General features: G+C 62.9%; 20 protein-coding genes. 3 read left to right on the forward strand and 17 right to left on the reverse strand.

Translation table 11 applies throughout. The features are described from left to right. Window positions 1–10: 10 nt before the first annotated feature. From ahpC to ASD07_RS28665, 10 genes are all read right to left on the reverse strand, one after another. Window positions 11–574, reverse strand: a complete 564-nt coding sequence (gene ahpC / locus ASD07_RS28620; protein WP_055938879.1) for an alkyl hydroperoxide reductase subunit C — start codon at window positions 572–574, stop codon at window positions 11–13. Between the two features lie 156 nt (window positions 575–730). Next, on the reverse strand, window positions 731–1,099 hold the full coding sequence (locus tag ASD07_RS28625; protein WP_055938882.1) for a putative zinc-binding protein: 369 nt from the start codon (window positions 1,097–1,099) through the stop codon (window positions 731–733). Next, entirely contained in the window at window positions 1,092–1,553 is a 462-nt protein-coding gene (locus ASD07_RS28630) for an SCP2 domain-containing protein (protein ID WP_055939575.1), read from the reverse strand. Before ASD07_RS28630 ends, ASD07_RS28625 begins: the two co-directional genes overlap by 8 nt. 8 nt (window positions 1,554–1,561) lie before the next feature. Beyond that, window positions 1,562–2,449, reverse strand: a complete 888-nt coding sequence (locus tag ASD07_RS28635; RefSeq protein WP_082507624.1) for a U32 family peptidase — start codon at window positions 2,447–2,449, stop codon at window positions 1,562–1,564. A 2-nt stretch (window positions 2,450–2,451) separates the two neighbouring features. After that, window positions 2,452–3,450, reverse strand: coding sequence for a peptidase U32 family protein (locus ASD07_RS28640; protein ID WP_055938886.1), 999 nt, complete (start codon window positions 3,448–3,450; stop codon window positions 2,452–2,454). Then, window positions 3,447–5,081, reverse strand: a complete 1,635-nt coding sequence (gene ipdC / locus ASD07_RS28645) for an indolepyruvate/phenylpyruvate decarboxylase (protein ID WP_055938889.1) — start codon at window positions 5,079–5,081, stop codon at window positions 3,447–3,449. Before ipdC ends, ASD07_RS28640 begins: the two co-directional genes overlap by 4 nt. An 80-nt stretch (window positions 5,082–5,161) precedes the next feature. Then, window positions 5,162–6,730, reverse strand: coding sequence for an oleate hydratase (locus ASD07_RS28650; RefSeq protein ID WP_055938891.1), 1,569 nt, complete (start codon window positions 6,728–6,730; stop codon window positions 5,162–5,164). A gap of 86 nt (window positions 6,731–6,816) precedes the next feature. Next, window positions 6,817–8,217 (reverse strand): RtcB family protein, encoded by a 1,401-nt coding sequence (locus ASD07_RS28655; protein WP_055938894.1) that lies wholly within the window; start codon window positions 8,215–8,217, stop codon window positions 6,817–6,819. Window positions 8,218–8,319: 102 nt separating this feature from the next. After that, complete coding sequence (locus ASD07_RS28660) at window positions 8,320–11,109, reverse strand: EAL domain-containing protein (protein ID WP_055938897.1); 2,790 nt, start codon at window positions 11,107–11,109, stop codon at window positions 8,320–8,322. Between the two features lie 133 nt (window positions 11,110–11,242). Further along, complete coding sequence (locus tag ASD07_RS28665) at window positions 11,243–13,477, reverse strand: YgiQ family radical SAM protein (protein WP_055938900.1); 2,235 nt, start codon at window positions 13,475–13,477, stop codon at window positions 11,243–11,245. Window positions 13,478–13,720: 243 nt separating this feature from the next. Between ASD07_RS28665 and ASD07_RS28670 the strand changes: the two genes are divergently transcribed. Next, window positions 13,721–14,233 (forward strand): DUF1269 domain-containing protein, encoded by a 513-nt coding sequence (locus tag ASD07_RS28670; RefSeq protein WP_229207322.1) that lies wholly within the window; start codon window positions 13,721–13,723, stop codon window positions 14,231–14,233. 92 nt (window positions 14,234–14,325) lie between these two features. Here ASD07_RS28670 and ASD07_RS28675 read toward each other — a convergent pair whose 3' ends face one another. The 5 genes from ASD07_RS28675 to ASD07_RS28695 form a co-directional block, all read right to left on the reverse strand. After that, complete coding sequence (locus tag ASD07_RS28675) at window positions 14,326–14,598, reverse strand: DUF4404 family protein (RefSeq protein WP_055938906.1); 273 nt, start codon at window positions 14,596–14,598, stop codon at window positions 14,326–14,328. Window positions 14,599–14,730: 132 nt separating this feature from the next. Next, window positions 14,731–16,839, reverse strand: coding sequence for a M3 family metallopeptidase (locus ASD07_RS28680; protein ID WP_055938909.1), 2,109 nt, complete (start codon window positions 16,837–16,839; stop codon window positions 14,731–14,733). A 94-nt stretch (window positions 16,840–16,933) separates the two neighbouring features. Further along, a complete protein-coding gene (locus tag ASD07_RS28685; RefSeq protein ID WP_055938912.1) occupies window positions 16,934–17,137 on the reverse strand; it encodes a SlyX family protein in 204 nt (67 codons plus the stop codon). 32 nt (window positions 17,138–17,169) lie between these two features. After that, window positions 17,170–17,625, reverse strand: a complete 456-nt coding sequence (locus tag ASD07_RS28690; RefSeq protein ID WP_055938915.1) for a cache domain-containing protein — start codon at window positions 17,623–17,625, stop codon at window positions 17,170–17,172. 43 nt (window positions 17,626–17,668) lie between these two features. After that, window positions 17,669–19,741, reverse strand: a complete 2,073-nt coding sequence (locus tag ASD07_RS28695) for a UvrD-helicase domain-containing protein (protein ID WP_055938918.1) — start codon at window positions 19,739–19,741, stop codon at window positions 17,669–17,671. A 70-nt stretch (window positions 19,742–19,811) separates the two neighbouring features. On the opposite strand from ASD07_RS28695, the gene ASD07_RS28700 reads away from it, so the two are divergent. Further along, window positions 19,812–20,294, forward strand: a complete 483-nt coding sequence (locus tag ASD07_RS28700) for an SRPBCC family protein (protein WP_055938921.1) — start codon at window positions 19,812–19,814, stop codon at window positions 20,292–20,294. Between the two features lies 1 nt (window position 20,295). Here the strand turns inward: ASD07_RS28700 and ASD07_RS28705 are convergent, their stop codons facing one another. Then, entirely contained in the window at window positions 20,296–21,738 is a 1,443-nt protein-coding gene (locus ASD07_RS28705; protein ID WP_055938924.1) for a dihydrolipoyl dehydrogenase, read from the reverse strand. 66 nt (window positions 21,739–21,804) lie between these two features. Between ASD07_RS28705 and ASD07_RS28710 the strand changes: the two genes are divergently transcribed. Next, complete coding sequence (locus ASD07_RS28710) at window positions 21,805–22,701, forward strand: ArgP/LysG family DNA-binding transcriptional regulator (protein WP_055938927.1); 897 nt, start codon at window positions 21,805–21,807, stop codon at window positions 22,699–22,701. 139 nt (window positions 22,702–22,840) lie between these two features. Here ASD07_RS28710 and ASD07_RS28715 read toward each other — a convergent pair whose 3' ends face one another. Further along, on the reverse strand, window positions 22,841–24,850 hold the full coding sequence (locus tag ASD07_RS28715) for a primosomal protein N' (protein WP_055938930.1): 2,010 nt from the start codon (window positions 24,848–24,850) through the stop codon (window positions 22,841–22,843). Window positions 24,851–25,518: the final 668 nt, after the last annotated feature.

A 25,518-nucleotide genomic window follows, 5' to 3' on the forward strand; every position in this document is an offset into this window, starting at 1 on the left:
GACGAGATGCTTAGATCTTGCCGACCAGGTCCAGCGATGGCTTCAGGGTTGCCGCGCCTTCGGTCCACTTGGCTGGGCACACTTCGCCTGGGTGGGAAGCCACATACTGGGCTGCCTTCACTTTGCGCAGCAGTTCAGCTGCGTCGCGGCCGATGCCGTTGTCGTGCACTTCCAGCACTTTGATGAAGCCTTCCGGATTGATCACGAAGGTGCCGCGCAGCGCCAAGCCTTCTTCTTCGATCATCACTTCGAAATTGCGCGACAGGGTGCCGGTTGGGTCGCCGATCAGGGCGTACTGCACTTTCTTGATCGCGTCGGAGGTGTCGTGCCATGCCTTGTGGGCGAAGTGGGTGTCGGTCGAGATGCCGTACACGTCCACGCCCAGCTTGGCGAATTCTGCGTGGTGGTCTGCCAGGTCTTCCAGCTCGGTTGGGCACACGAAGGTGAAGTCGGCTGGGTAGAACACGAATACGGACCACTTGCCTTTCAGGGATTCTTCGCTCAGGTCAACGAATTTGCCGTTGTGGTATGCGGTGGCCTTGAATGGTTTTACTTGGGTGTTAATCAGGGACATTGTGGTTTCCTCGTGGGTTTGTGAATCAATGAGACGCCAGTTTAAGGCCTTCTCGTAGATTTGAAAATTTGATTGTTCAAATAGACTCAATAGTCTTTGCCTATTGGAACCGCGAAACGCGATCGTTATTATCGCCTTTTGTGGGCAATCAGGTTGTCAGTCCGTCAGGATTTCGAGCAGGCTGGCGGCTTGGCAGGCCAAGCGGTCGACATCGGCGGGATCGAAGTCGGCGTGCATCTTCTTGCGTACGCCAAGTTCGTTGAGGAGGAGGTGGTGGCGCGGAGCGACGCCTTGTTTGGCCAGGCATTCGCGGGCGCAGGCCAGCGGGCAGCCGTCGATGGCGATGATGGTGCGGCCGGATTGGGCCAGCCTGACCAGCGGGGCGACGCCGCCGCCCACGCCGGCGATGCAGGACATTTCTGCGGCGCCTTCCCGGTCAAGCCTGAGCGCAATGGCGTTGGCCAGTTGCGCGGCGCTGCTGCAGCCGGAGCACGAGTACACCAGCGGCAGCGTCTTTTCAGCCATGGCGGGCGCCGGGCGGGGTCGGGAATTTCGGCAGCAGCTTGCGCCAATCGAAGGCGCTGGCATCCAGGCCGTCCAGCGTGTTCTTGAACAGCAGGCCCAGTTCCGTGTCGCCTTCGAGGATCAGGCGGCGGCAGAAGAACAGGGTGTCCGGGTCTTCCTGCCGGCGCGCCATCAGTACCAGGTCATGCGCACTGGCGCCGATGGTCAGGTCGGGCTGGTCGCCGTGGCGGGCCATATCAAAGCCCTTGCCCTGCCAGCCAAAATCAATCGCCAGCCCGGCATCTTCCACCCGCAGGCGCAGGCGGCGGGCAAACAGGGCCTGGCGCACGTCTTCAGGCAATTGCGGCGCCAGGATTCGGTTCAGTCCCTGCACGAACAGCCAGGCGGGCGGCTGCGGCGGCAGGCGGCCCAGCAGGCGGCCGATGGCGGGCGGTATGCGGAATGGGGCGGTCATTGCATTATTCACGCTACACGCTCCATACCGGGCTGGCCGTACCAGAAACCGTCGCAGCTTCCGCCGGGAGCCAGCGACTCCAGCATGACGGCAGCATGTGGCGCCTGCCATTCGCCGCGGCGCACCTTGTCGAACGCCGCCACCACTTCCAGCGTATCGCGCGACTGCGGCGAAATGCGCAGCACATTGATGCCCATGTCTGCCATCTCCGGCACCGCGCGTACCAGGTTGCAGCACAGCGCCGACTGGGTCTGGATCCCGTTCAGGACCAGGAAGGCCTTCTGTTCGCGGGTGTCCATGATCAGGCCATCGGGATAATCGATGCAGCTGAACTGGCAGTCGTCCTTCGGCAAGTTGCGGTTGCGCGCTGTCATGCAGCGAGCGGAGAAGGCCAGCGGCATGCGGCCCCAGGCAAACACTTCGCTTTCCATGCCGGCGGGCTGCGTCTTGAGCAGGGTGCCGATGGCAGCGCGGTCCATTTCCAGCGGCGCTACCCAGCGGCGTGCCCCCTGGCGCGCCAGTACGGCAAGCGTCGGCTCGCTGTAGATGTTCAGGTGCGGGCCGGCGATGAAACCGGCGCCTTCCAGGTTGCGCACGGCGCCGAAGTCATTGGCCTCCACCAGGAAGTCGCGGTGTTCGCATAGCTTGCGCATGGTGGTCAGCTCGGCGCCCGATTCGATCAGGGCTTGCGTGGACAGCACCACTTCCTTGCCGGCATCGCGCAGCAGGGCGGCGATATCGAGCCAGTCGGGCAGGCGCAGTTCATGGCGGCGCGAGCATACGACTTCGCCGAGATAGACGATATCGACCGGACTTTCGGCTACCTGCTGGTAGAACTCGAACATGGTCAGGCGCGGCCAGTAATACAGCACCGGGCCGAGGGCTAGTTTCAACATACTCATTTCCATTTGCGGTGATAGGCGCCCAAGGTGTGCTGCTGGCCTTCCGCCACGCGGTCCAGCGCGGCGCTCCAGCTTGGGTGGATGGCGAAGCGGCGCTTGCCGTCGCCACAGGCATCGATGGCCGAGCGCCACGCCTGCGTCACTTGCGCCACGTAGGCGGGACTGCGCTGGCGGCCTTCGATCTTGATCGCCTTGACGCCCATCTGCACCAGTTGCGGCAGCAGTTCCATGGTGTTCAGGCTGGCCGGTTCTTCGATGGCGTAGTAAGTCTCACCCTCCACCTCGAAACGGCCCTTGCACAGCGTCGGATAGCTGGCGTTTTCATCCGGCTGGTAGCGGTCGATCAGCACGCCGTTCAGGCGCGACTCCAGGCCTTTCGGCGTCTGCTGCCAGCGCACCGCCTTGGCGGGCGAGCATACGCCAGCGGTGTTGGGCGATTCGCCGGTGGCGTAGGACGACAGCGCGCAGCGGCCCTCCACCATCACGCACAGGCTGCCGAAGCCGAATACTTCGATTTCGGTCTTCACATGGCGGATCAGGTGCTCAACCTGCTGCATCGACAGCACGCGCGGCAGCACGGCGCGCGAAATGCCGAACTGTTCGTGGTAGAAGTTGATCGCCTCGTAATTGGTGGCGGAGCCTTGCACCGACAGGTGCAGGCGCAAGCCGGGATGCTTGCTGCGGGCGTATTCCATCAGGCCGGGATCGGCCAGGATGATGGCGTCGATACCGGCGCCGACCGCGCGGTCGACTGCTTCGCGCCAGAGCTGCCAGTTGCCCGCCTGCGGATAGGTGTTCAGCGCCAGCAGGACCTGGCGGCCGCGCTGGTGGGCATAGCGGATGCCTTCCGCAATCGCGGCTTCATCGAAATTCAGGCCGGCGAAGTTGCGTGCATTGGTAGCGTCGCGGAAGCCGAGGTAAACGGTATCTGCGCCATTGTCGACAGCTGCTTTCAATGCCGGCAGGCTGCCGGCGGGACAAACGAGTTCGATCATGCTTTGGTTCCCTGCAAGCGGCGTACGCCGTTGACGAAGCGCGCCAGGGTGTCGGACTGGCCGCCGCGCGGCAGCATGACCTCCACCAGCTGGAAGCGGCCGCGCCGCTGCACGGCGCCCTCCAGTGCCGCCACCAGTTCGGCGCGCGTGGCGACGCGGTAGCCGTCGCCGCCCAGTGCCGGCGCCATGTCGGCAAAGCGCCAGTCGCTCAAGTCGCAGAAGCCGGATTGCGGCTGGAAGGCGCGCAGCATCTCCCAGCTGCAGTTGTTGAAGATGACCACGATCGGGTCCAGGCCGTAGCGCTGGCAGTTGCCCAACTCCCAGCCCGTCATCTGGAAGGCGCCGTCGCCTACCAGCACCAGCGGTCGTTCGCCGCCGGCGGCTTGCAGGCCGAAGGCAGCAGGCACGCCGTAACCCATGGTGGCGTAGTAGCCGGGCGCCAGCAGGTCGGTGTTCTCGATATCGAGCGCGGTGAACAGGCAGTCGCCGATGTCGGAAGCGATGGTCATGCGGCCGTGCTTGCGCATCATGTCGTTGATGGCGCTGGCCACGTCGCGCGGTACCAGCGGGCTGTCGTCGGCAGGCAGGTCGCATGGATAGGCGGTGCGTTCGCCGCGCAGGGCGGCGTCGGCGCGCAGCGGCTTGGCGCGGGCCAGCAGGCCGTCCACCAGCGCCTCCAGCGGGATGTCGTGGTAGGTGTGGTAGCCGAGCGTGACGTCGCCGTCCAGCGCCAGCATGCATTTGCGCAGGTCGATGCGTTCGCGCTGCACGCCGAAATTCGTGTCGGACAGGATTACGCCCAGCATCAGCAGGGCGTCCGAACCTTCCACGGCTTCGGTCACTTCCGGGGCGCCGGCGACGCCGAGGTAGGTGCCCAGCAGCGGCGCTTCCGGCTCGCTGGCCAGCAGGCCGCGGCCCATGAAGCAGGTCACCACCGGTACCTGCAGCCTGGTGGCCAGCTGCGCCACCTTGCTCTCCAGGCCAAAGCGGCGGATTTCGATATCGACCATCAGCACCGGGCGTGCGGCGCGTTCGAGGCGGGCCAGCACTTCTTCCACGCAGGCCGCCAGGGCATCCGCATCATGGACCGGCGCCGGCAAGGCGTGCACCCGTGCACACGGCGCATGCACCATGTCGCGCGGCAGCTCGATATAGACTGGGCGCGAGTGCGTGATCGCACTGCGCAGCACGCGCGCAATGTCTTCCGGGGCGCGCTGCGGATCGTCCAGCACGCACTGGTCGCAGGTGATCTCGCGGAAGATCGCCATCTGCGAATCCAGGTGCTTGACCTGGTGGTGCAGCAGGAAGCCGTTGCGGCGTTCATTGGTGCCCGGCGCGCCGGAGATCACCACCATCGGTACTTTTTCAGCATAAGCGCCCGCGACGGCGTTGACCATATTGAGGGCCCCCGCACCATAGGTCACCGCCGCCACGCTTATGCGCCCGTGATAGCGTGCCGCCCCATCGGCTGCAAAGCCTACACCCGGCTCGTGGCTCAGGGTGTAGAGGGGCAGGACGCCAGATTTCTCAATTTGTTCGAAAAAGGCAAGGACGAAGTCTCCGGGGATACCAAAGACTTCGCGCGCGCCGTGATCAGCCAGCGCGTGCAGGAGTGAGTTTGCGAGATTCATAGCCGGCATCATGCGCGGGCGCGAACTAAAAATCCTTGAGCCAGGTCAAGGATTCCCCGATCGGCCGCGCGCTTCCTTTGTCAGGCCGCCTTGACCAGGGCGGCGAGCATCACTTCCAGCGTCTTGTCGTGGCGCTTGATCGGCGGGATTTCGCGTTCGATCCCCAGCAGCTGGTAGACCGCCATCTGCGCCGCGCGCACGGAGTATTCGACCGTGAATACCACGTCGTCCGGCACTTCGACGAACTGGCTCACCAGGGCGAGGTTGCGCGAGCCGAACGGCACCGGCAGCGGACGGTCGCTGTAGTGACGCGGCATGAACATGCTGGTGATGTAGGGCATGCGGCAAGGGATGCAGTTTGCCTGTGCGAATACCTCAGGTTCGAAGTTCAGGTGCCCGGCCAGTTCGCGCAGGATTTCCTCGCCGCTGCAATCGGCCATTGGTTTGGCGACGAAATTGCCGACACGGTCCGGATGCAGGGCATAGCCCCAGAATACCTTGACGTCGGCGGGCTGGCCGGCAAAGTGGGGCTGGTGCGCCAGCACGACTGACATCAGCCAGTTGGAATCCTTGAAGGTTACCAGGCCGCCGGTGCCGGCAACATTGCCGCTGAATGCCTCCATCTGGTCGAAGAAAGCCGTGTCGCGCAGCGTCACCGTGAACGATTCCCACCATGATTGCTGGATATTGCGGTTGAAGGCAGCAGGCTTGCCAAGTTCGGGACGGCCTTCCGCCAGGCGCTCCCACAACTTCCAGCCACCGCTCTGGCGGCGGTCAAGCTGCGGCGGCGCCGACTTCATGCTGCCGAAGCTGGACGCATCGGTCATGGAACCGTTCTGGAAGAACACCAGGTCGTCCGGCGTGATCGGCAGCAGTTCGCGCCGGCCATCGCGCTCAAGCTCGATGGCGTGCACCAGCAGCTCGTCCCTGGCGTCGGCCAGCTTGATGTCGGTCACGGTACAGCCGGTCTCGATGCGCACGCCATGCTGCACCAGCCATGCCTGCAGCGGACGGACGAACGAATCGTACTGGTTGTACACGGTGCGCTTGACGCCGGCCAGCGTTTCGATGCGAGAGAACTCCTTCATGAAGCGGTGCAGGTAGCGCTTGAATTCGACCGCGCTATGCCATGGCTGGAAGGCGAAGGTTGTGGCCCACATGTACCAGAACGGCGTTTCGAAGAATTCGGGCGAGAGGTGGTCGGTAATCGGGCTGTTGCCCAGCACAGCCTCATCGGCCTCGTGCAGCTTGAGCAGCTCCATCCGGTCGCGCAGGCTGAAACCCATCGACGTCACGTCCACCTTATGGCGATTGCGGTCGACCAGGCGGGCCTGCGAGTGCGATTTATGCAGTTCGTTGAATGCCAGCGTTTCGTCCAGCACCGTCTGGCCAGGATGAACCAGCGATGGAATCGACGCAAACAAATCCCACGTGCATTCGTAATTATCGGTCGTCAGCATGCGGCCGCCGCGCAGGCGGTAGCCGTCTTGCGCGGTGCCCGCGCCATCGAGGCTGCCGCCCGCCACGCCCAGCGATTCGTAAATATGAATCTGCTCACCGCGCATTTTCCCATCGCGGATCATGAAGGCCGCCGCCGCCAGGTTGCCAATGCCGGCACCGGCCATATACACCTGTTTTTCTTTTCCCATTGACTTACTCCTTGGTTGGTTCGGGAGTAACTATAGGTTTTCGCAGGGGTGCTTGACTTTGACCTGGGTCAAGAATGCCCCAATCGTCATGCTTTGAATGTGACCCAGGGCCGGAATCGGGCAACCGCCTGGATCAGGCCTGCCTCCTCCTGCGCCGCGATCACCGGACCGATTGGCTTGTAGGCATCCGGTGCTTCTTCAATACGCCTTTCTTCACGCAAGGTGACGCATTGCCAGGCTTGCTCACCTGTTGCCCCGCCAGGGCGCTGGGCCCGCGTTTCCTGCCGGCGCAGGCGCCGCCCGGCACCGTGGCTGCACGACCATAGCCAGTCGGCACGGCCCAAGCCTGTGGCGAGGAAGGAGCTGTCGCCCATGGAGCCTGGAATCAGGGCGAACTGGCCATCGTGCGCCGGCGTTGCGCCCTTGCGGTGGATGTTCATGCCCTGCTCGGCCAGGACAACGTTATGCGGCACGTCGACAACCAGCCGCGATGCGGAGGCGCCGACGGTTGCTTCCAGGTCCTTCCGCACCAGCTCCGCCAGCACCAGGCGATTGGCCCAGGCATAGCGTGCCGCCACGCCCATCGCTTCCAGGTATTCCAGTGCCAGCGGCCCGGACAGTCCATACAGGCCGCTCTCCGGATGGCGCACGCCGGCCGGCCATTCAGCGCGGGCCCGGTCCATCCAGGCCTGGCCGACGAAGAATCCAAGATCACGCGAGCCGCTGTGGATCATGACGACCACATCGCCGGCTTTCAGGCCCGCGCGATAGGCGGCATGGCGATCCAGCACCTCTTCGACCACCTGCAATTCGACAAAGTGATTGCCCCCGCCGGGCGTGCCGAGGTTGGGGTCGCGGAATACCGCGTGGCGGCGGCCGGTGAACGCTTCCGGCGCATGCCTTGCACAGCCGGCAAAGCTTTGCAGTCCAATGCAGCGCGCCAGCTCCTCCTGCAGCCGGGCGTGATCCATTTCGCCCCACAATCCCTGGCGCGGTATCTGGTGCAGGAAGGCCTCCGGGCCAAGGTCGAACAGGGCGCGGAAAGCTGCCGTGGTCGCAGGCACGTCGCGGCCGTTATCGAGCAGGCTGCGCGTCAGGCGCTGCAGCAGGCGCTCCTTGTGCGGTTCGAGCTGCTGCAGCGTGTGCCCGGTGGTCAGCAAGCGCATGCCGCAGTTGATGTCGGTACCGATTGCGGCGGGAATGACGAAATCGCCGTCGGTCGCAACGATGCTCCCCACCGGTGCGATCGAACCGGGATGGAAGTCGGGCGTGGCGCACGCCTTGCACACGCCGCGCGCATCGTCATGACTGCGCACGGAGGCGAATTCAAGCAGCTGGCGCACGGCCTTTTCTTCCAGGGGAAGGCTGGCCGGCAAAAGGACCTGTGCCTGCGCCTTTTCGTTATGGATCTGGTAGACACCATCGCGGTAGTTGACGATGATGCCGGAACGGGCAAAGGCCCGTTGAAGTCGAGTGTAATTGTTCATGGCTGCCAGGGACGTAGTGAGAACCCGCGACGTTCGCGGTAGACGTCCTCGCTTGCAGCAGCGCATTCAAGGAAGGAAAAGCGGCGCTAGTCTAGCACGGTTTTATGCGGCGGTGGCGTGCGGGGTAGCTGCGGTGGGGATCGATTGCTGGTGCAGCAGCGCATCGAAGTCGGCGGCCGGCAAAGGGCGGGCGAACAGGTAGCCCTGGCCGTAGTCGCAGCCGGCGCCGGCCAGCAGGTCGCGCTGTTCGGTGGTTTCCACGCCTTCGGCGATCACGCTCAGGCCCAGTTTGTGGGCCATCACGATGATCGCGTCGGACAAGGCCATATCGCTCGAATCGGGCGCAAGGTTGCGGGTGAAGCTGCGGTCGATCTTCAGGTAGTCGATGTCGAATTTCTTCAGGTAGGACAGCGAGGAATAGCCGGTGCCGAAGTCGTCCAGCGCGACCTGGATGCCGGCATCGCGCAGTTGCAGAAGCTTGTCGGTGACGCTGGTGTTCGCATCGAGCAGCAAGCCTTCCGTGATTTCCACCACGATGCTTTCGCCGGGAACACCGAGCTGCTGCAGGTGGGCCAGCCAGTCGGCATAGCTGCCGCGCTCGCGCTGGAATTCCAGCGGCGACTGGTTCAGGCTGACCTGGAAGCCAGGATGCACCTCCTCGCGCCAGCGCTTGACCCACTGCGCGGATTCGCGGAACACCCATTCGCCGATATCGACAATCAGGCCGCTCGATTCGGCCAGCGGGATGAACTCCAGCGGGCTGACCATGCCGCGCTGCGGGTGTTCCCAGCGGATCAGCGCTTCGGCCTTGTGGATCTTGCCGGTCTGGAGATGCACGATAGGCTGGAAGTACAGCTTGAGCTGGTTGCCTTTCAAAGCGCCGCGCAAGTCGTTGGTCAGGCGCATGCGGTTCAGCGCTGCGACCTGCAAGGCCGGCGTGAAGTAGCTGAAGCGGTTACGCCCGGCGCCTTTGGCGGCGTACATGGCCTGGTCGGCGTGCTTCAGCAAGTCTTCCATATTGCCGGCATCGTCCGGGTAGATGGTGATGCCGATCGAGGCTGAGACGAACGCCTGCTCCTGCCCGAGCTGGAACGGCATGCGCAGGCTGTCGATGATGTGCTGGGCGATGTCCTCTACCCGGTCCACTTCCGACAGCTCCGGCAGGATCACGGTGAATTCATCGCCGCCCAGGCGCGAAACGGTGTCCGACTGGCGCACGCAGGCGCCGATGCGGCGCGCCGCTTCCACCAGCAGCACGTCGCCCTGGTGGTGGCCCAGGGTGTCGTTGACTTCCTTGAAGTGGTCAAGGTCGATGAACAGGATGGCGATGCGGGTGCCGTCGCGGCGCGACTTCAGGATATCGTGCTGCAGGCGATCGAGGAACATGCGCCGGTTCGGCAACTGCGTCAGCGTGTCGAAGTTGGCTTGCTGCCAGATCAGGGCTTCGGTTTCCTTCTTGTCGGTGATGTCTTCGATCATGCACAGGTGGTGCGGCTGGCTTTCCGTGCCGACCGCGTTCATCGAAGCTTCCACCCAGACGATACGCCCGTCGGGGCGCACCAGGCGCGTCTCGATCTTGAAGCCGGCAATCTGCTGCGCCGTCAACTGCGCCATCTTTTCCTGTTCCGGCGCGACGTCGTCCGGATGGCAGATTTCCAGCCAGCGGCTGTGGCGCATCTCTTGCGCCGAGCGCCCCGCAATTTCCGCAAAGCGCGGGTTCACATCGCGGAACTGGCCGTCGCCTGAATCGATCAGGGCAATGCCCATCGGCGCCGCTTCGAACATGGTGCGGAAGCGCTGCTCGCCCTTGCGGATGGTTTCCTCGGCGCGCGTGCGTTCGCGCGTGAGCAGGGAGAAGTGGATCATGGCGCCCAGCACCAGCAGGCCCGCCGCCACGCCCAGCACGCGGTACAGCCAGGTCAGGTCGGAGCCGGGATCGGCGTTGTACAGGAAGCCGGCCCAGGTCGCACCTTTCGGCAGCATGCCCAGTTCCGTGTAAACATCGGCGATGTGCTGCCAGCGGTCCGGGTTCATGTAGCCGATTTCCACCAGCACCGGCTGCACCAGCGGCACCATCTGGCGCGCTTCGTACAGCAGGTGCATGCGGTCGTGCTGGCGCGAGTACTTGTTGAGGATCAGGTCGACGATTTCTTCCTGGTGGCTCATGGCGTACTGCCAGCCGCGCATGCTGGCGGCGCGGAAGGCGCGCACGCGGTCCGGGTGATCCTTGATTTCCGCTTCGCTGGTGAACAGGTTGTCGCCGTAAAAATCAATGCCGGCTGCGCGCGGGCTGTAGATATCGTACGGGAAACCGAGGCGGTCCAGGTAGTCCGGCTCATTGGTCACGTAGATCGACATGGCGTCGACCTTGCCCTTCACCAGGTCGTCCGGATTGAAGCTGTGCTCCACGCGCACCAGCTGGTTGTTGGCAATGCCTTCCTTGCGCAGGTAGGCCATGACTTCGTCCGCCTGCGTCAGTTCATCGGTCAGGGAGCCGATCATCACGCGTTTGCCGGCGATGCTGCGGATATCCGGCGCCGGGCCGGTCTGGCGCATCGCCAGCGCATAGGGGGAATGCTGGAACACTACCGCCAGCACCACCAGCGGCTTGCCCGACAAGCGCGCCAGCAGCAGGCTGCTGCTGGCAACGCCGTATTGGGCGCGGCCATCGAGCACGGCGCGTTCCGGTTCGTTGCCGTCGCTGCCTTCCAGCATTTGCACATCGAGGCCGGCATCGCGGTAATAGCCTTTTTCCAGCGCGGCGTAATAGCCGGCGAACTGGAACTGGTGGCTGTGCTTCAACTGCAGCGTGACGCGTTCCTGCGCCTGCGCCCAGGGTGCAGGTGTCGACAGCAGCAGAAATATGAACAGGCCAGCCAGGAATTGGGGCACGTTTTCTTCCGGATACGAAGTTGGCAGAGTCTACAAGCCGATTGTATCCGCTTCGCTGCACGCAGCGCGCCGAAGTGTGGCATTCCTGCTGCAAAATCCTATGGAATTGCAGCAGGTGATAGCACGTAGCGTCTTACTTACGGCCGGGGCGGCCGCCAGTCTTGGCCGGGGCGGCCTTGGCTTTGACTTTGATAGTGTCGAGGATGGATGGACGGACCTTGGTTTCCACCGTGGCGCGCGCCGTCATCGAACCGGTCAGGGCATTCGGCTTGCCGCCGCGCGCAATATGGGCCGGCGGAGGCAGGCCGGCGCCGCGCTTCTGCTGGCCCGGGGCCAGGGTCGGCATGGCGCGCTTGCCTTGCGATGGCTTGAAGTGCTCTTCGCCGACGCGGTATGGCGGGATCAGGTGGCGTTCGCCATCGCCGATCAAATCGCCGCGGCCCATGCGGCGCAGGGTCTCGCGCAGGATCGGCCAGTTCTTCGGATCGTAGTAGCGCAGGAAGGCCTTGTGCGCCTGGCGCTGCTTCAGCGTGCGCGGGGTTTCCACGGTTTCCGACGTGTCGGTGACTTTGTGCAGCGGGTTCTTGCGCGAGTGGTACATGGCGCTGGCCATGGCCATCGGGGTCGGCATGAAGGTCTGCACCTGGTCCAGGCGGAAGTTGTTTTTCTTCAGCCACAGGGCCAGGTTCAGCATGTCCTCGTCGCTGGTGCCCGGGTGGGCGGCGATGAAGTAGGGAATCAGGTACTGCTTCTTGCCCGCTTCCAGCGAGAACTTCTCGAACATCGCCTTGAATTCGTCGTAGGCGCCGATGCCCGGCTTCATCATCTTGCTCAGCACATTGCTTTCGGTGTGCTCCGGCGCGATCTTCAGCAGGCCGCCCACGTGGTGGGTCACCAGTTCTTTCACGTATTCAGGCGAACGCACGGCCAGGTCGTAGCGCAGGCCGGACTGGATCAGGATCTTCTTCACGCCCTTGATCTCGCGCGCCTTGCGGTACAGCTGGATCAGCTTGCTGTGGTCGGTGCCCAGGTTGACGCAGATCGAGGGGTAGACGCAGGACAGGCGGCGGCAGGTTTCCTCGATCTCCTTTTCCTTGCAGGACAGGCGATACATGTTCGCGGTCGGGCCGCCCAGGTCGGAAATGATGCCGGTAAAGCCCTTGGTCTTGTCGCGGATATGTTCGATCTCGCGCAGGATCGACGGCTCCGAACGGCTCTGGATGATGCGGCCTTCGTGCTCGGTGATCGAGCAGAAGGTGCAGCCGCCGAAGCAGCCGCGCATGATGTTGACCGAAAAGCGGATCATTTCCCAGGCCGGGATATTGGCGTTGCCATAGCTTGGGTGCGGGGCGCGCGAGTACTCCATATCGTACACGCCGTCCATTTCGTCCATGGCCAGCGGCAGCGGCGGAGGGTTCATCCACACGTCGCGGTCGCCGTGCTGCTGCACCAGCGCGCGCGCATTGCCAGGATTCGATTCGAGGTGGAACACGCGCGAAGCGTGGGCGTACATCACCGGGTCTTCCTTCACCACCTCGTACGACGGCAGGCGCACCACGGTCTTGTTGTGCTTTTCCTTGGCGGCGGCCAGGCGCTCTTCGCGGCTCATGATGATGACCGGCTTGACCACCGGTTCCGGCGCGGCGTTCTCGGTGGCGCATTCCTTCTTGTCTTCCTTCGCCATGGCGTAAGGATCGGGATGCGGGTCGACGCGGCCCGGCACGTCGACGCGGTTCGAATTGTGCACCGCCCATTCGCCGGACGGCAGCCAGCCGTGCGGCACCAGGAAGGCGGTACCGCGCAGGTCTTTGATTTCCTTGATCTTTTCGCCCATGTCCAGGCGGCGGGTCAGGTCGACCAGGGCGCGTTCGGCGTTGCCGAAGATCAGCAGGTCGGCCTTGGACTCGGTCAGCACCGACTTGCGCACCTTGTCCGACCAGTAGTCGTAGTGGGCGATGCGGCGCAGCGAGGCTTCGATGGAGCCGATGATGACCGGCGTGCCGGGAAAGGCTTCGCGCGCCTTCTGGGCGTACACGGTGACGGCGCGGTCGGGGCGCTTGTTCGGCTCGGCGTTCGGGGTGTAGGCATCGTCGGAGCGGATCTTGCGGTCGGCCGTGTAGCGGTTGACCATCGAGTCCATATTGCCGGCGGTGATGCCGTAGTACAGGCGCGGCTTGCCCAGTGCGCGGAACGATTCCACGTTGTGCCAGTCAGGCTGGGCGATGATGCCGACGCGGTAGCCTTGCGCTTCCAGCAGGCGGCCGACCAGGGCCATGCCAAAGCTTGGATGGTCGATATAGGCGTCGCCGGTCACCAGGATGACGTCGCACTGGTCCCAGCCCAGGGCGTCCATTTCGGCGCGGGACATGGGAAGGAAAGGCGCAGCAGAAGCACGCGCAGACCGCTTGGCGACGGTCGCGAAAAGATTGGCTGGGGAATTCATCCCGGCATTGTACCGGAAATCACTGGCTTCCGCCCATCGCCGCGCACAAAAAACCTTTAAATTTCAGTAACTTGTGACGTTCCAGCAAGGCGTTTCCGGTAAATACACATTGCACATCGTGACATTTTTGCTATAACGGGTATACAACGTCTTCCATGGAGCGTAATCATGCGACGCAGACTGTACTACATGCTTCCCAATGTAAAAGCCGCCCGCGCAGAACTGGACGAACTGCTGCTGGCACGCATCGAAGAACGGCATATCCACTTCATGGCAAAAGAGGGCACCCTGCCCGACGACATGCCAGATTGCAATTTCCTGCTGCGAACGGACCTGATCCACGGCGCCAAGCTGGGGATCGCCATTGGCGCGATTGTGGGGCTGTGTGCCGGCATCTTCCTGGTCGTTTTCCCACCCGAAGGGCTGACCCTGCGCACCATGACCATCTTGCTGGTCACGCTGGGCGGTGCACTGTTCGGCGGCTGGGCCAGCGGCATGAATGCGGCGGCCGTCCCCAACAAGAAGCTGGAACAGTACTCAGAGCGTATTGAACAAGGTCAGGTTTTGATGATGGTCGACGTGCCGGTGCGGCGCATGAAGGAGATCGAGGAAATGATCGCCAAACGTCATCCTGACTTCAACTTTGGCGGTGAAGAACCGCCCATGCTGGCCTTCCCATAAGGCCAGCCTCCCGGGGACCGGCCGGACAGCCGGTACAACCCCGGGTTCTATACTGAAGGCGGGCTGCGGCCCGCCTTTCTTTTGATCTGTTGTTAGATTCCCATATTCCCCAGGATGCGCGTAAGTTCGCGCAAAGTAGGCTCCAATGCCGGGTGTTTGGCAGCAAACTTGGCAGTGATTTCCTGAGTGCGTTCGGCCAGGCCGTAGGTGGAGGTGCCGCCTTCGGGCTGCGGCGGCTGGTCGAGGATCAGCTTGATGTCGCCATCGAGCTGGCGCAACAGGCTTTGCAATTCCTCATCGACCGGACCGTGGTGGGCCAGCGTGGCGTGCAAGTGGCGCAGGGTCTCCTTCAGCTTGGTGTCCATGATCCCTTTCCCCGGTGAAGTGGCGATCCCTCTTTATACACCCATCCGCCGTGAGCAGCTACGGATGTGCTCAATCCGGCGGCCTCCGGCCCGCGCGAGCGCAGGAAGGTTTCATGCGCTCGCGGACACAGCTTACTTAAGACCGCGGCGCTCCAGCAACGGATCGATCCTGGCATCGCGGCCGCGGAATTCGCGGTACATCTGCATCGCATCCATTGTGCCGCCTTTGGACAGCAGGGCTTTGCGGAAATGGTCGCCGTTCCTGCGCTGCAGGCCGCCGTTCTCGGTGAACCATTCAACGGTATCGGCATCCAGCTTCTCCGACCACAGGTAGCCGTAGTAGCCCGCCGAGTAACCACCCGCGAACACGTGCGAGAAGTAGGTGGTGCGGTAGCGCGGCGGCACCGGCGAGAAATCAACGCCGGCGTCCTTCAGCACCGACGACTCGAAGCCCAGCACGTCGGTCGGGATCTTGTCGGCTGGCAGCTGGTGCCAGCGTTGGTCCAGGATCGAGGCAGCCAGGTATTCAGTGGTGCGGAAGCCTTCGTTGAACTTGGCGGAAGCCTGTACCTTGTCCAGCAGTTCCTTCGGCATTGGCGCACCGGTCTGGTAGTGCCTGGCGTAGTTGTTCAGGATTTCCGGCCAGGCCATCCACATTTCGTTGACCTGCGACGGGAATTCCACGAAGTCGCGCGGCACGCGGGTACCGGCGAAGCGCGGGTACTTCACATCGGAGAACATGCCGTGCAGCGCATGGCCGAATTCATGGAACAGGGTGCGCGCCTCGTCGTAGGTCAGCAAGGTCGGCTCGCCGGCTGCCGGCTTGGGAATGTTCAGGTGGTTGGCCACCACCGGCTTGGTGCCCATCAGCTTGGACTGCGACACGTAGGCATTCATCCAGGCGCCGCCACGCTTGTTGCTGCGCGCGTAGAAGTCGCCCAGGAAGATCGCCAGCTGCTTGCCGTCGGCATCGAACACATCGAACACGCGTACGTCCTGCTGGTACACCGGCAGGTCCTTGCGCTCCTTGAAGGTGATGCCGTACACCCTGGTCGCAGCGTAGAACACCCCGTTTTTCAGCACGTTATCGAGTTCGAAGTATGGCTTGAGCTGGTTCTGGTCGAAAGCGTAGCGGGCCTGGCGCACCTTGTCGGTGTAGAAGGCCCAGTCCTGCGCCGCGTTGGCGAAGCCGCCCTTTTCCGCATCGATCACGGCCTGGATATCGGCCGATTCCTTGCGCGCGTTGTTCACGGCAGGCTTGGACAGTTCGCCCAGCAGCTTGTTGACGGCGTCGGTGTCGTGTGCGGTCTGGTCTTCCAGCTGGTAGGCCGCGTGCGAGGCATAGCCCAGCAGCGCAGCGCGATCGGCGCGCAGCTTGGCGATCTTCAGCACGACGTCGCGGTTGTCGAAATCGCCGCCGCGGCTGCCGCGCGCGAGCGAAGTAGCCAGCAGGCGTTCGCGCGTGGTGCGATTGGTCAGCACTTCCAGCGGCGCCTGGCCGGTGGTGTTGGCGATGGCGATCAGGAATTTGCCGTCCATGCCTTTGGCCTTGGCTGCTGCAGCGGCGGCGTCGATGGCCTTGTCGGACATGCCGGCCAGTTCTTCGCGGGTATCGACCACCAGCGCCGAAGCATTGGCTTCCTTCAGCACGTTCTGGCTGAAGGTGGTGGACAGGGCGGCCAGCTGCGAGTTGTAGGCCTTCAGTTTTTCCTTGTCGGCGGCCGACAGCTTGGCGCCGGCGCGCACGAAGTCGGTGTGGTAGCGTTCCAGCAGGCGCGCGGATTCAGCATCGAGCTTCAGCTTGTCGCGCTTGTCGTACAGGGCCTTGATGCGGGCGTACAGTTTTTCGTTCAGGCGGATCGCGTCGCTGTGGGCGGACAGCTTCGGCGCCAGTTCGCGGTTCAGCGCTTCGAAGGCGTCGTTGGTGTTGGCACCGGACAGGTTGCCGAACACGGAGCTCACGCGATCGAGCAGGCGGCCCGAACGCTCCATCGCCACGATGGTGTTGTCGAAAGTCGGCGCGGCCTTGTTGTTGGCGATCTTGGCGATTTCCGCCGCCTGCTGCTTCATGCCTTCTTCATAGGCAGGACCGTAGTCTTCGTTCTTGATCTTGTCGAAGGCAGGGTAGTTCAGCGGCAGCCTGGATTCGGCTGCGAAGGGATTGGACGCCGGCAGGGCGGCATTGGCGATACCCGCGACAGCCAGGCCGGCAGCGAGCACCAGCAATTTCGGACGGAACATTCTCTCTCCTGTTTTGTAATGTTTCGAGGCGCACGATAATAGCAACCCCGCAGTGCAAAGTCATGCTGCACTGCGTATCGTAAAGTGTCAGGAATCAGTAGTGCGGCGGACGCTCGTTGAGCGGGGCCTGGCTGGCCAGTGCGGAGGTGCGCACGCGCTCGGCCAGCGCGCGCACCAGGTCTTCCAGCATATCGATCTGCTTTTGCTGCTCGTAGACGCGCTGGTTCAGCGATTCCACCAGGTCTTCCTGGTGCACCAGTTTAAGTTCAATATTGACAAAACGATCTTCGCTGCTCACGGCCTGCTCCCGCCAATGGAAAAGCAGGCATTTTACTCTTTCAGGTAGACGCCGCCGCAGAGAATCATGTCCTCCTCCGGCACGCAGTACATGGTTTTCGGCTCGATCTTGCCGGTGACGGGATTGTTGAATTTGTAGTCCTGCCAGAACGGGACTTTTTTCCTGGCCATTTCGACGCGCTCTTTCACGAAAGCCTTGCCGTCGACGTCTTTCAGTTCCATCAGGTTCTTGCCGACCATCTTGGCGTTGGCGCCGTGCGCACGCACCACGCCGTCGGTGCCATACACAGTGAGGTACAGGTCGCGGTCGACGAACTGGCCGTCCTTTTTTCCGATTTCCGCAAAAGTCTTTTCGCGGCCGTTGGCTTTCAGGTAAGTCAGGGCTTTTTTTACCATCGCCTCGGCTTCAGGCTTGGTCACCATATCCGCAGCGCTGACCAGGGACGCTGCGCCCGCCATGGCGGCGAGCAGGCAAATGCGAAATAACATGGGAACCTCCTGTCATAAGGAAGAGCACCCATGCTAGCACTAATCAAGCCGGATTAATGTCGCGTGGAGCCGACAACAATTCCTTCATGCGCGCCAGGCGTTCGCGCGGCGACAGGATTTCCGATTCCGTCGGCGGGGCAGTGCCGACATCGAGCGCCATCTCGGCGATGAAGCGCGATATGTCGCATTGCATATGTTCGCCGCCGCGCTTGCGCTTCTTGCACCAGGTGAGCTGCAAGGTGCGCTGCGCGCGCGTGATCCCCACGTACATCAGGCGCCGCTCTTCCTCGATGCGCTGGGCCAGCAATTCCACCGGCGCATCCGGATCGCCCTTGTGCGGCAGGATGCCCTCTTCCACCCCGACCAGGAATACATGCGGGTACTCCAGGCCCTTCGACGCATGCAGCGTCGACATGCGGATCGCGTCCGGCTCTTCGTCCTTGCCGTCCAGCATGGACATCAGTGCCACCATCTGGGTCAGCTCCAGCACGTTCTTTTCTTCGCCGTCGCGGTCCTTGCCGCCGCGGCCGCGATCCTTCAGCCAGTTGACGAAGTCGGTCACGTTGTCCCACTTGCCTTGCGCCGCACGTTCCTCGAAGGCGTCGTACAGGTAATGCTCGTAGTGCATGCCTTCCATCAGGTCGTCCAGCACCTGCGCCGCATTGTCGCCGCTGCCCGATGGGCCGGGGCGCGTGGCGCGCGATTCCAGTTCCAGGATGAAGTTGCAGAAGTCCTGCAGCGGCTTCAGCTGGCGGTCGTTGAGCACCGCCTCGATGCCGCCCTTGAAGACGGCTTCGAACAGCGAGCATTGCCACTTGCCCGAGAAGGAGCCCAGCGCTTCCAGCGTGGACTGGCCGATGCCGCGGCGCGGCGTGGTTGCTGCGCGGATGAAGGCAGGATCGTCGTCCGGATTGGCCATCAGGCGCAGGTAGGCCATGATGTCCTTGATTTCCGCCTTGTCGAAGAAACTCTGGCCGCCGGAGATCGTGTAGGGAATGCGCTGCGTGCGCAATGCCTGTTCGATCACGCGCGCCTGGTGGTTGCCGCGGTACAGGATCGCGTAATCGGCCCACTTGTTCTTGCGCTCGAAGTGGTCGGCCGAAATCATGATCGCGACCTGCTCCGCTTCCTGCTCCTCGTTCGGCATCGAATGCACCTTGATCGGCTCACCGATACCCAGTTCGGACCACAGCGACTTCTCGAACAGCTTGGGATTGTTCTGGATCACCGCATTGGCCGCCTGCAGGATGCGCGTGGTGGAGCGGTAGTTCTGTTCCAGCTTGATCAGGCGCAGGTCGGGGAAGTCGACCTGCAGCAGCGCCAGGTTTTCCATGGTCGCGCCGCGCCAGCCGTAAATCGCCTGGTCGTCGTCGCCCACCGCGGTGAACATCGGCTTCTTGCCCAGGCCCGTAACCATCAGTTTCACCAATTCGTACTGGCAGGTATTGGTGTCCTGGTATTCGTCGATCATCAGGTAGCGCAGGCGGCGCTGCCATTTATCGCGCACCGTGTCGTGGTTGCGGAACAATTCCACCGGCAGGCGGATCAGGTCGTCAAAGTCCACCGCCTGGTACGCGGCCAGGGTGGCGATATAGCTGCCGTAGATGCGCGCCGATTGCGCCTCATCCTCGGTCTGCGCCAGTTTCAGCGCTTCCTCGGGCGTCACCAGGCCGTTCTTCCACAGCGAGATATCGTTCTGGATGCGGCGGATCAGGTGCTTGTCGGTGGTGATGGCCAGGTCCTGGACCAGCGAATAGCAATCGTCGCTGTCCATGATTGAAAAACGGTCTTTCAGCCCCAGATGGTTGCATTCCTGGCGCAGGATGCGCACGCCGAGGGAGTGGAAGGTGCAGACGGTCAGCAGCTTGGCCTGGCGCGGCTGCTTGAGCATTTTGCCAACGCGTTCCTGCATTTCCAGCGCTGCCTTGTTGGTAAAGGTGAGCGCGGCGATCGTGCGCGGGTCATAGCCGCGATCCTCGATCATATGGGTGATTTTTTGCGTAATCACGCGCGTCTTGCCCGAGCCGGCCCCCGCCAGTACTAGGGCAGGGCCGTCGAGATAGAGCACGGCTTCGCTCTGGGGCCCGTTAAGGCCGAACTGGGGTGCATTGGACATCCCGGCATTGTACAGAATATAGTGGTATCAATCCCCGGAAAGAGCCCGAAAAAACGTAGGCAGACGTGTTATGAAATTTGAACATTTGATAGAAGTGAACGACCTCCTCAACCCGCTGATGGACACCATCACCCACCAGCAGTTATGGCGCGGCCTGGTGCTGCGCGCGGAGTCGCCCAAGCTGTTCGTGCCGCACCTGGACGAGGCGGAAATCTCGGCCCGCACCGGGGCCGGTTTCAGCCGCCGCCTGCGCTATGGCGATATTGTCATCGAAGACAATGTGGTGCTGCACGAGCCGTACGTGGTGCGCTATGAGGTGCCGGCGCAAAAAGACATCAGCGCCTCGAGCCTGACGATGACGATCGAGATGCCGCAGCCGGAACGCCTGTACGTGCGTTTCCAGTACGACGACGGCCATGACGCGGCAACCGATGCCGCCAACGCGATGTACGACGATTTCCGCCGCTCCGCGTACCAGGAGTCGGACCTGGACACCATCCGCGTGCTGCGCGAACTGGCCAGCCAGGGCCGCCTGAATGCGAGCCTGAACTGATCTAGCAGCCGGGCGTGCAATCGTTCGGCACCGGCTTGGGCGGAGGCGGCGGTTTTTGCAGCTCCAGCGCCAGGCCGCGCAAGGCGGTGCGCAAGCCTTCTTCCACTACCGGGTGGTAGAAGGGCATGTCCAGCATCTGCGATACCGTCAGCTTTGCCTGGTGCGCCCAGGCCAGCAGGTGGCCGATGTGCTCCGCACGCGGCCCCGCCATCTCGGCGCCGAGGAAGCGCCCGCTGCCATACTCCGCATAGACCCGCAGCATGCCTTTGTTCTGGCGCATGACGCGGCTGCGTCCCTGGTCTTCAAAACTGACCTCGCCGATCGCGAAGTGTTCGCGGCCGTTCGATAGCTCCTTGTAGCCTTTGCCCAGCGTGGCAATCTGCGGCTCGCTGAAGGTGATGGCAAGCGGCGTGCGGCGCAGGCCGGGCCTCACTGCGGGGTAGCTGGCGGCATTGGCGCCGGCGATCTTGCCCTGGTCGGCAGCTTCCGGCAATACGGGGATTTCGGCGCTGGCGTCGCCGCCGATGAAGATGCAGCTATCGCCGCATTGCATGGTGTAGCGGTCGAATTTCGGCACGCCGTGCTTGTCCAATGCCAGTCCGGTGTGATCGAGGCCCAGGCCGGAAACGTTCGGCGTGCGCCCGGTGGTGACCAGCACGTAATCGAAGTGCTCGATGCGCTCTTCACCTTCGGCACTGCGCGTACGCAGTTCGAGCCCGTCGCCGCTGCGCGCGATGCCTGCCACCTCAGTGCGGAAACGGAGGTCCAGTTCTTCGCCCAGCGCTTGCGAGGCAGCTGCCAGCACATGCGGGTCCTTCAGTTGCGCCACGCTATTGCTGCGCGCGATGATCGCCACGCGTACGCCGAGGCGATGCAGCGCCTGGCCCAGTTCGAGGCCGATCACGCCGGCGCCGATGACGGCCACGGAGCGCGGCAAGTCGGTCCATTCGAACACTGCATCGCTGTTGATCACGCGCGGGCCGGCTGCCGCCCATTCCGAAGGGATATCCGGGCGGGAACCGGTGGCGATCACCACCGCCTTCGCCGCCACCTCCAGGTTGGCGCCGATCTGCAGGCGGTTGGGCGCGGTGAAACGCGCACGTCCATGCAGCTTGTCCTCGGCCGGCATGGCGGCCACGTTCTCCAGTACGAAGCCGACAAAGCGGTCGCGCTCACTGCGCACGCGCGCCATGACAGCCCTGCCATCGACCTTCAAGCCGCCGGCCTCGATGCCGAAGCCGGGCGCCTCGCGTACCGCGTGCGCCGCCTCGGCAGCGGCGATCAGCAGCTTGCTCGGCATGCAGCCGACGCGGGCGCAGGTGGTGCCGTGCGGTCCGTCTTCAATCAATAGCGCATGCTTGCCCGCGTTGCGCGCCGCGCGGTAAGCGCTGAGCCCGGCCGTACCGGCACCGATCACTGCCACATCGCACTCGATAGTTTCCATCTTGCCTCCAGCATTGGTATTGCATTAGTATGACTTATCTTTTCGCGCTTTTATTAAGCATACCTTATGGAAAATCTGGACTACCGCGCGCTGGCGGTGCTGGATGCCGTTGCCAGCCATGGCAGTTTCGAAAAAGCGGCCAATGCGCTCGGCATCAGCCAGTCGGCCGTATCCCAGCGTATCAAGGCGCTCGAGGACGCGGTCGGCAGGCTGCTGATCGTGCGCGGTTCGCCCGCCGAAGCTACCGGCCTGGGCCAGCGCCTCGTCTCGCATTACCGTAACGTCAAATTGATGGAGGCAGCACTCGACATCGACCTTGGCCACGAGACCAGCATGCCTGAAATCGCGATGGCCGTCGATGCGGCCAGCCTGGCGACCTGGCTGCCCCTGGCCCTGCGTCCCTTGCTGTCGCCGCCGCGCTGCCAGCTCGACGTGGAATGCGCGGAGCGCGAGGTGGCGCTGCACCTGATGCGCGAAGGAGCCGTGTTTGGCTGCGTCGCCGCGCGCGCCGAGGTGCCTGCCCCTGCCGCTGCCGGTTCTTCCGCCACCCCGCTTGGCGCCATCCGGTATGTGTGCGTGGCTGCGCCATCCTTCGCGGGGCACTGGTTCGGCGATGGGTTCAGCGTAGAGGCTTTGGCGCTGGCGCCTGCGGTGGTGCAAGATCGCGACCTGATGGCACGCTTCCTGGCGCGCGAGGCAGGGTATGTGCGGCCGTTCCCGCATCACACCTTGCCGCTGTCGACGGCCTTTAACGATACCGTATTCGGCGGGATGGCTTATGGCCTGCTGCCTTACCTGCAGGCGGCGCAGGCGTTGGCGCAAGGCGCGCTGGTTGACCTGCTGCCGGGGCGCTATATCGATGTGGAGCTGGACTGGCATGCCTGGGAACTGGATACGCCGTTCACGCATGCCCTCAATGAGCAGATTGTCAGTACTGCGCGGCGCTATCTTGTGCAGCCCTGAAAACCGGTAAACCAGTGTCAGACCCAAGGATCGGACACTGCCTGATCAACTGCCGCGGGTTCGGTTGTGCGCCCTTGATCTTCTCAAAAAGTCAAAAACCTCAAACCCGTCCCCCGGCCGTAGCGCTGGTTTACCGGTTTTAAATATCAACCGGGTCGACCTCCAGCGACCACTTGATCCGCGTCTTCTGCTCGCGCAGCGCCTGCATCCACTCCTTCAGGAACGCCTGCAGCGCCGGGCGCGACGGCGACTCCACCAGCAGCTGCGCGCGCTCCATATTGTGCACGCGCGCCATGCTCATCGGGATTGGATCATTGATCGTGATGCCGCCATGCTGCACCAGCTCGCGCGCGCCGCGCAGGAATTCCAGCGCCAGCTCCAGCTCGCGCGCCTCGGCCCGCAAGATGGCCTGGTACAGGTAGGGCGGCAGGCCCGCCACTTCGCGCTCGCCGAGCAAGGAGTTGGCGAAGTAGTCGTAATCATGCGCCACCAGCGCCGAGAACAGCGGGTGTTCCGGATAGCTGGTCTGCACCAGCACCTCGCTCTCGCTGCCGCCCTGGCGCCCGGCGCGTCCCGCCACCTGCATCAATTGCGCAAACAGCCGCTCGCTGGCGCGGTAATCCTGCGAGAACAGCGAGCTGTCCGGATTCATGATGCCCACCAGCGTCAGGTTCTTGAAGTCATGCCCCTTGGCCACCATCTGCGTGCCGACCAGGATATCCACCTCCTGCCGGTGCACGCTGTCGAAAGCCTCCTGCGCACTGCCCTTGCGGCGCGTGCTGTCGGCGTCGATGCGCAGCACCCGCGCCTGCGGGAACAGCTCCTGCAAGCTTTCCTCGATACGCTGCGTGCCGCGTCCCAGCGGCTGCAAATCGATATTGCCGCAGGTCGGGCAATGGCGCGGGATGCGCATCTCCAGGCTGCAGTGGTGGCAGCGCAGGCGGTAATCCGTTTTGTGCAGCACCATCAGGGCGGTGCAGCGCTTGCACTCGCTGACCCAGCCGCATGATTCGCAGGTGATCACCGGCGAATAGCCGCGCCGGTTCAGGAACAGCAAGGATTGCTCGCCGCGCTCCATGCGCAGCCTGATCGCCTCCACCAGCTGTTCGCTCAAGCCCTCCTGTCCGCGCCGGCGCGAAGTGTCGATCAGCTTCACGTCAGGCAGCACTGCCTGCTGCACCGCGCGTTCGCGCAGCTCCAGTTTGCGGTAGCGGCCTTTCAGCGCGTGATGCCAGCTTTCCAGCGACGGGGTGGCGGACCCCAGCACCACCGGGATCTGGAGCTGGTGGGCGCGCCACACGGCGAGGTCGCGCGCGGAATAGCGCAGGCCTTCCTGCTGCTTGTACGAAGGATCGTGCTCTTCGTCGATCACGATCATCTTCAGGTGCGGCATCGAAGCCAGGATAGACAGTCGCGTGCCCAGCACGATGCGCGCCTTGCCTTCGTGCGCCGCCAGCCAGTGCAGCATGCGCTCGCCCTCCGACAGGCGGCTGTGCAGGGTGGACAGCATCACGCCGGGGAAGCGGTTGCGGATATTGGTTTCCAGTTGCGGCGTCAGGTTGATCTCGGGGACCAGCACCAGCACCTGGCCCTGCGGCTCGCGCGCCAGCACCTGCGCGCAGGCGTGCAGGTAGACCTCGGTCTTGCCGCTACCCGTCACGCCATACAGCAGGAAGGGCGCAAAACCCTGCGCGCCGGCGATGGCATCGGCCGCCGCCTGCTGGCTGGCATTCAGCGCCGGCACATTGGCCGGCGCCGGATCGTGCGGTTCTTCCAGCTTGGCCAGCTTCTTGATGGCGCGGTCCAGCGCTACGGTGGTGGTCACGCGCAGGTTCTTGGGCAGCCCGGGCAAGGCTACTTCACCCAGCGGGCGCTGGTAGTACTCGGCGGCAAAGCCGGCCAGCGCCAGCCATTGCGCTGACAGCGGCGCCAGCTGGCTGCGCACGGCCAGCGCTGCCTTCAACTTTTCCTCGGGGACTTCCGTTTCCTCAAAGATACCCACGATGAGCCCGACTACTTCGCGCGGGCCAAAGGGCACCATTGCCAATTGTCCTACACGCGGACGGTTTGATTCTTCGCAATCCCAGCGGTAATCAAAAACCGCGTTCAGCGGCGTGTCCAAGGCAATTCGGAGAATGCAGTGCGCCATCCAGGGCTATCAATCGAGGGTTTTTCAACTATCCACAGAATCTGGGGATAACTTTGTGAACAAAGGGGCTGGAATCCTGAGCAAGCACTAACCTCCAGCTTGCAATCTGGGGCAGGCCGGCCAAATGCGCCGGTTTTTCCCCTTTTAATTCAATAACTTACAAGAGCCGCCCTAGGAGGCTCAGAAAGCGCATATTTTTCCGCGCTCTGTGAATAAGTGCACCATTTAAGGAGCAGTTTTTCACCGAAATCAAGCATTTTTTACAGGCTTTTCAGGGCAAAACGTGCCTGGTGCGCCACAACATCAAGCCAAACATTGTACACAGGCAGGCGCGACAAGGTTTGTGTTTCCGCAAGCGTTTTCACCAGTGAAAGTCTTAGTGAAATATCATGCAATGCAACATGACGCTAAGATAATTCCTACAAATTCCTACTAAGTCCCGGTTTACAAAGTACTTTTGACTTTTTTCCACAGTTTTTGTGGATAACTTTGTGGAGAATGGCCCCACAAGCTCGCTTGCACCTTGGGATAAGGTTTATAAAACCCAAAACATTGGCAAAACAGGTAAAAAACAAATCTTTAAAAATCAAGCACTTGCAAATACGCTGAGAGGAGGGCATTTGCCGCTGCCTCTTATTTCCGCAGTAAAAATTTTTGTGCATAAGTCG

Origin of the sequence: Duganella sp. Root336D2, from assembly GCF_001425005.1 — a bacterium.
Lineage (GTDB): Bacteria > Pseudomonadota > Gammaproteobacteria > Burkholderiales > Burkholderiaceae_D > Rugamonas.